Raw genomic sequence first — 7,374 nt, forward strand, 5'->3', positions numbered from 1 at the left:
TGCTATAATCGGCACACTACTGAATACAATATTCAACCTACAAGGAAAAATAGATGAAAACACCAGCCCTACTCTCTCTGCTCGGTTTGATTCCATCTGCCGCCTTTGCCGCCCACGGCGTAGGCCTCGGCCAACCGCCCAAATATCCGGCCAACTTTACCGCTTTCGAATACGTCAACCCCAACGCCCCCAAAGGCGGCACATTTACCACGCCTTTCCTCGGTGCTTTTGACACGCTTAACCCCTTTACCCTCAAAGGCAACCACGAATACGGCATCAGCATGCTGACGCTCGACACCCTGACCGAGCAAAGCATGGACGAACCTTACGCCGTTTACGGCCTGATTGCCGAAGACATCGCCCTGGCGCCGGACGGCCTTTCCGTTACCTTCAAAATCAACCCCAAAGCCAAATTCCACAACGGCGACCCCGTTTTGGCCAAAGACGTTGCCGCTTCATTTAATATCCTGACCAAAGACAAAGCCGCCGCCCCCATGTACCACTTCTACTGGAGCGACGTAGCCAAAGTAGAAACACCCAACGACCGCACCGTCGTGTTCCGCTTCAAGCAGCGCAACTCAGAATTGCACATGATTCTCGGCAGCCTGCCCGTCTTCTCGCATAAAAGCTATCCCAAAGGCCTGGCCGCCGCGCCCAACAGCCTGCCCATCGGCTCCGGCCCCTACCGTTTTGCCAAAGCCGAAAACGGCCGCATCAGCGAATTTGTCCGCGACAAAAACTACTGGGCGCAAAACCTGCCCGTGCGCAAAGGCCGCTACAATTACGACCACATCCGCATCAAATACGTCAAAGACGAAGTTGTTCGCATCGAAGGGTTAAAAGGCGGCCAATATGACTTCGTACAAGAAAACGTCGCCCGCAACTGGGCGCGCGCCTACTCCGACGAAGTCCTCAAAAAACGCAACCTGTCCAAACACGAATGGCTGCAAAACAGCACCGCCGGCATGCAAGGCTTCGTCATCAATATGCGCCACAAGCCCTTGGACAATATTTACGTCCGCCGCGCCTTGATTGAAAGCTTCGACTACGAAAGCGTCAACAGCCGCATCTTCTACGGCGCATACCGCCGCACCGACAGCTTCTTCACCAACAGCACCATGGCCGCAACCGGCAAACCCGACCGTGCAGAAACCGCATTGCTCAAATCATTGGGCACCAAGCTGCCCGAGGGCGTATTGGATCAAGACGTCCCTATGCCGCCGGTTACCGACCCCAAACTGGGCGTGCGCCCGAACCTGCTCAAAGCACGCGCCCTGCTTGAAAAAGGCGGCTATCAATACAAAAACGGCAAAGCAGTGGACAAACAAGGCAAACCGCTGACCTTTGAATTCCTCGCCCCCAGCAAAAACTACGAACGCATTACCGCCAAATGGCAGCGCGACCTCGCCAAAATCGGCATTACCATGAACGTGCGCACCGCCGATTCCGCCGTGTACCAAAAACGCATGAACGACTTCGATTTTGACGTAACCACCGGCTACTACGGCAACAGCGAAAGCCCCGGCAACGAGCAATACGACTACTTCAGCTGCGCCGCCGCCAAAACCGAAGGCAGCCGCAACCTGTCCGGCGTCTGTCATCCCGCGGTCGAAAAACTGCTGACCCATTTCAACAGCTTTACCAACCGCCAAGAGCTGCAAACCACCTCGCGCGCGCTCGACCGACTGATCCGCCACCAATACACCATCGTTCCAAACTGGTTCGCCGACCGCTACCGCGTCGTGTACCGTAACGATGTGGGCATTCCGTCCAAGCTGCCGAAATACTACGATCCCATTACCTTCGCCATGACCGCAGGCTGGAAGAAAAAGTAGTCGCATTTCGACAACACGCCCAAGCGTCTGACAAGTCCTTGACGTGTAGCCTTTGGTATAGAACCCCATTATTCGTTTAAAACCAATTAATTCATCCAAACCAAATAACCGCAAAAGAAAAAACAACTTAAAGCCAAATCAAAGGCCGTCTGAAAAATCCGTCAGCAAAAATCATCTGCAACGGAACATTTCAGACGGCCTTTTCGTCTCTTTTCAATCCAGTTTTGCAACCGAAACAAAATATCAAAAATTAACAAAAAAATTGCAACACAATACTCTCAAAATTTACAAAACCGTGTACACTTCCAACTTAAGATTTTGAATTATAAGAATAATCGTAATAAGAACTACAATCATCCCAATTTAACCAACATCAAGCGTTCATATAACAAAAGGAACAAAAACATGGAAATCAAACGTCTGTCTACCATTCTCAAACTGATTGCCAACCCCGAACGCATGGCCATCCTTTTCCTGCTGCTGGACGGCGACCGCAGCATTACCGAACTGGCACAGGCGCTCGATTCCTCCCCGACCGGCATCGCCAACCACCTCGCACGCCTGCGCACCGAAGGCATCATCGATTTCACGCGTTACCACCGCATCATCGAATACCGCCTCATCTCCGAAGAAGCCGCCACCATCCTCAATACCTTGCGCACACTCAAAGACCTAGCCGAATAAACAAATTATTCCACATCACAACAACAAGGCCGTCTGAAACATCAGCTTTCAGACGGCCTGCCCCTTTCAGCCCATGTCGAAAAATAAACCAATCCGCTATACAATACCGCCCATGCCCACAGGCACAATCCGCCGCCTTCCCACCCAACAGCACACACGGAAACATCATGAAAATCGCCACTTGGAACGTCAATTCCCTCAACGTCCGCCTGCCCCAAGTACAAAACTGGCTGGCCGACCACCAAGCCGACATCCTCGCCTTACAAGAACTCAAACTCGACCAAGACAAATTCCCGGCCGCCGCCCTGCAAATGATGGGCTGGCACTGCGTCTGGAGCGGCCAAAAAACCTATAACGGCGTCGCCATCATCAGCCGCCACGAACCGCAAGACGTACATTGCGGCCTGCCAGCCCTCCCCGACGACCCGCAACGCCGCGTCATCGCCGCCACCATCAACGGCGTGCGCGTCATCAACGTCTATTGCGTCAACGGCGAAGCACTGGACAGCCCAAAATTCCAATACAAAGAACAATGGTTTGCCGCATTGACCGAGTTCGTCCGCGCCGAAATGGCCGCCCACCCCAAACTCGTCCTGCTCGGCGACTTCAACATCGCTCCGGCCGATACCGACTGCTACGACCCCGAAAAATGGCACGAAAAAATCCATTGCTCCTCCATCGAAAGACAATGGTTTAAAAACCTGCTCGACCTCGGCCTGACCGACAGCCTGCGCAAAATCCACCCCGAAGGCGCGTTCTACACATGGTTCGACTACCGCGGCGCCATGTTCCAACGCAAACTCGGCCTGCGCATCGACCACATCCTCACCAGCCCCGAACTCGCCGCCACCCTTACCGACGTCACCGTCGACCTAGAAACCCGCGCCCAAGAACGCCCCAGCGACCATGCGCCGGTGATTGCAGAGTTTGACTGCTAGGTTTTGAGTGAATAAACAATAAGGCCGTCTGAAAAATAGATTTCAGACGGCCTTTGCGCTAAGAGGTTTTCAGATGATGTTTGAGGTCGTCTGAAAGTTTGAACCAATGGTTTGAACGGCAAAAAACGCGTGCGTGCGTACCGCACACACCCTACACCTCGATTTTAAAGTTTGTGCCGCCCGCAGGTAGGGGGTGTGGCGCAGCCACGCACGCGGTTGGTGGGGATACAGGCTACGGCTTACTTGGCATAGCAACTGTATTTTTGCCCGACGGGGTAAAAAATACAGTTGCTACGCTTGCTAGTATAGCGTGAGTCATTGGCGGCAAATTTTATGGTTTATAGTTTAGTCCAAATCCATTTATCAACCATTCATCCCACACTTTTTCTACTTCTTTCTTTACATTATCATCCAATCCATCTAAAACATGATTTTTTAAATTACTTAAACGAGTTATTTTTTCTTCATCAGAATTAGGAGGGGAAAATTCCCATATAGCCTCTTTAATTAAAGATAAAATTTCTTTTGAATACTGTTCGGCAAAACTATTTGTATCAAAAGTTACCCTCATTTTTTTATCATCTTCTAACACAAAAGGGAAACACCTAAAAATTAATTTTTTTAGAGCTTTATCTTTAGTTACTACCATTAACTCACCCATGGGGTGATAATCATTTTGCAGTAATTTAGGAACAGATAACCAAAATGATAAATCACCTGCTCTATTACGAAAATACTTTTCTTCTAATCCAATTTCTCCTTTTTGAGCAGTATGAGTGTTAATAAAGCTAGATAAATAGGAATAGGCAGGTCTATCATCATTGATCATTTTAATATTTTTATTTTTATTTAAAAATTCAGCTAAGCAACACAACATAATAATGCTTGAAAAACAGGGTACATTTTTATTTTTTAATTCTTTTAATAACTCAAAGGGTTTATTTTCTCCTTTTTTTGCGAAAGTAATCCTAAATAATAATATTATATACAAATAAGACATTATCCAATCTGTTTTATTCTGCTTTTCATTCTGAATTAATAACCTTTCAATATTTGAAGAAAAATCATCTCCAAAGGGAATCCCAAGGTTTACAAAAGGCTCTATGAAATTATCTGTTCGTTGGATGATATCAGTAGAGTAATTGCTATTTGATAAATACTGCTCTACAAATGCTAGATAAAGTGATGGAACAATACACAATTGATCAGATTTTGATAATAGTATTTTATTAGAATTCTCATTTTCTTTAATATCATTTAACCATTCTTTAGCATTAACAAGAGCATTATTATCAAGGATGAGCTCCAACATTGAACTTTTTCGCTCTCTGTTGCAGAATGGATAAATAAAACAATTTCCAGAGCTTAATTCAATGCATCTTTTTTCATAAGGTACATAAGTCATAACGTGATCTTTTTAAATGAGTTAAAAAAATTCTCAAATTTTTAAGTATAGTCCATACAAAAGAATCGATACATGGGTAGAATGGCTTCAAATCATCTATTCCTAATATGTTTTGAAATGGTGAGTGAAGCCTGCCCTAAAACTATATCTATTATTATGAATGTTAGCTATAAAAAATAAAAAATTTGAATTATTACTCAGCCCCAAAAAGCAGATTCTCTTTAATGGTGCGTATTCTATCACGAATTACAGCCGCCTCTTCAAACTGCAAATCCCTAGCCGCCTGTTGCATGGCCTTTTCCAGTTTGGCGATTTCTTTAATTGCGTCTTCCTCGTTGTGAATTTCGCCGACTTTGACCTTGTTTTTGCCTTTCAGACGACCTTTGCCGCTGTCTTCTTCGTGGTACACGCCGTCGATGATGTCTTTGACCTGTTTCTTAATCTGCTGCGGCACGATGCCGTGTTCTTCGTTGAATTTAATCTGTTTTTCGCGGCGGCGTTCGGTTTCGTCGATGGCGGCTTTCATGGAGTCGGTGATTTTGTCGGCGTACAGGATGGCGACGCCGTTCACGTTGCGCGCGGCGCGGCCTATGGTTTGAATCAGGCTGCGGTGGGAGCGCAGGAAGCCTTCTTTGTCGGCGTCGAGGATGGCGACGAGGGAGACTTCGGGGATGTCGAGGCCTTCGCGCAAGAGGTTGATACCGACCAGTACGTCAAATAGGCCGAGCCGCAAATCTCTAATGATTTCAACGCGCTCGACGGTGTCGATGTCGCTGTGCAGGTAGCGTACTTTGATGCCGAGTTCGCTGTAATAGTCGGTGAGTTGCTCTGCCATGCGTTTGGTGAGGGTGGTAACGAGTACGCGCTCTCCTTTTTGGATGCGGTCGTTGATTTCGCTCATTAAGTCATCGACTTGGGTGGCGACGGGGCGGATGATGATTTGGGGGTCGACCAGCCCTGTGGGGCGGACGACTTGTTCGACCACTTGTCCGGCGTGTTCTTCTTCGTATTTGGCGGGGGTGGCGGAAACGAAGATGGTTTGCGGCATGACTTTTTCAAATTCGTGGAATTTGAGCGGTCGGTTGTCGCGGGCGGAAGGCAGGCGGAAGCCGTAATCTACGAGGTTTTGCTTGCGCGATGCGTCGCCTTTGTACATGCCGCCAATTTGAGTAACGGTAACGTGGCTCTCGTCGATGAACATGATGGCGTTGTCGGGCAGGTAGTCCATCAGCGTGGGCGGCGGTTCGCCTTCTTTTTTGCCGGAGAAGTGGCGAGAGTAGTTTTCGATGCCTTTGCAGAAGCCCATTTCGTAGAGCATTTCGAGGTCGAAGCGGGTGCGCTGTTCGATGCGTTGTTGCTCGACGGGGCGTTGTTCGCGGGCGAAAAATTCGATGCGTTCGCGTAGCTCTTCTTTGATGGACGCGCAGGCGCGCAATACGGTTTCACGCGGAGTAACGTAGTGGCTGGACGGGAAGACGGTGTAGCGGCCGACGCGTTGGATAAGGCTGCCTGAAAGCGGGTCGAACATATCGAGGCGGTCGATTTCGTCGTCAAACAAGCTGATGCGCAGGGCGTTTTCGGAGCTTTCAGCGGGGTACACGTCAATCACGTCGCCGCGCACACGGAAGCTGCCGCGTTTGAAGTCCAAATCGCCGCGTTCGTACTGCATAGAAACAAGCGTGGCGATGATGTCGCGCTGCTCGATGGTGTCGCCTTCTTTGACGGACAACACCATTTGTTGATACTCGGTCGGGTCGCCGATACCGTAAATGGCGGACACGGTGGCGACGATAATCACGTCGTCGCGCGTCATCAGGTTTTTGGTGGCGGAAAGGCGCATTTGCTCGATGTGTTCGTTGATCGCACTGTCTTTTTCGATGAACAAATCGCGGCTGGGCACATAGGCTTCGGGTTGGTAATAGTCGTAGTAGGAAACGAAATATTCCACCGCGTTTTCGGGGAAAAACTCGCGCATTTCGGCGTAGAGCTGGGCGGCAAGGGTTTTGTTGTGCGCCATGATGATGGCGGGGCGGCCGCTTTGGGCGATGACATTTGCCATGGTGTAGGTTTTGCCCGAACCGGTTACGCCGAGCAGGGTTTGATAAGCAAGGCCGTCTGAAAGCCCTTCGAGCAAGCCGGCAATGGCAGTGGGCTGGTCGCCGGCGGGAGGAAATGGCTGATGGAGTTTAAACGGAGAATTGGGATATTGGATGACTTCCATAAGACGGCCTGTTTTATGTTCAGGTAAAGAGAGGATTATAACAAAGGGCCGTCTGAAAATTGATAGTGTGCCAATCTGACAAGACTAAATATTTCAAACTGAGGTTGGTTGTGTTAGCAGGAACAATTAAACTACCCTCTCCCCAAAGGACGTGCCTGTGCACGTCCTTTTCCTTTATCCGCTTCCTGATTTCTACCCCGTAAAAGGCTTACACTCCGCATCATTGCCCCTAAATATCTCCTCGCCGTCCGTACAACTGCCCTTCCCCTTCATCTTCCCGCACACCACCGC

General features: G+C 49.1%; 5 protein-coding genes. 3 read left to right on the top strand and 2 right to left on the bottom strand.

Annotated elements, in window-relative coordinates; genetic code table 11:
• Positions 1–53 precede the first annotated feature (53 nt).
• The 3 genes from HMPREF2596_RS06655 to xth all read left to right on the top strand — a co-directional run bounded on the left by HMPREF2596_RS06655 (position 54) and on the right by xth (position 3,457).
• Positions 54–1,835, top strand: coding sequence for an extracellular solute-binding protein (locus HMPREF2596_RS06655; protein ID WP_036493920.1), 1,782 nt, complete (start codon positions 54–56; stop codon positions 1,833–1,835).
• Positions 1,836–2,240: 405 nt separating this feature from the next.
• The gene (locus HMPREF2596_RS06660) at positions 2,241–2,519 is read left to right on the top strand and encodes an ArsR/SmtB family transcription factor (RefSeq protein WP_070850402.1); all 279 of its coding nucleotides are present in this window, start codon (positions 2,241–2,243) and stop codon (positions 2,517–2,519) included.
• Between the two features lie 167 nt (positions 2,520–2,686).
• The gene (xth, locus tag HMPREF2596_RS06665) at positions 2,687–3,457 is read left to right on the top strand and encodes an exodeoxyribonuclease III (protein WP_070850404.1); all 771 of its coding nucleotides are present in this window, start codon (positions 2,687–2,689) and stop codon (positions 3,455–3,457) included.
• Between the two features lie 331 nt (positions 3,458–3,788).
• Here the strand turns inward: xth and HMPREF2596_RS06670 are convergent, their stop codons facing one another.
• Both HMPREF2596_RS06670 and uvrB read right to left on the bottom strand, forming a co-directional pair.
• Positions 3,789–4,862: a hypothetical protein gene (locus HMPREF2596_RS06670; RefSeq protein WP_141762671.1), complete on the bottom strand. Its 1,074-nt coding sequence runs from the start codon at positions 4,860–4,862 to the stop codon at positions 3,789–3,791.
• 193 nt (positions 4,863–5,055) lie between these two features.
• On the bottom strand, positions 5,056–7,083 hold the full coding sequence (uvrB, locus tag HMPREF2596_RS06675; protein ID WP_070850409.1) for an excinuclease ABC subunit UvrB: 2,028 nt from the start codon (positions 7,081–7,083) through the stop codon (positions 5,056–5,058).
• Positions 7,084–7,374: the final 291 nt, after the last annotated feature.

It is taken from the genome of Neisseria sp. HMSC078C12, from assembly GCF_001838065.1.
Taxonomy (GTDB): Bacteria; Pseudomonadota; Gammaproteobacteria; order Burkholderiales; family Neisseriaceae; genus Neisseria.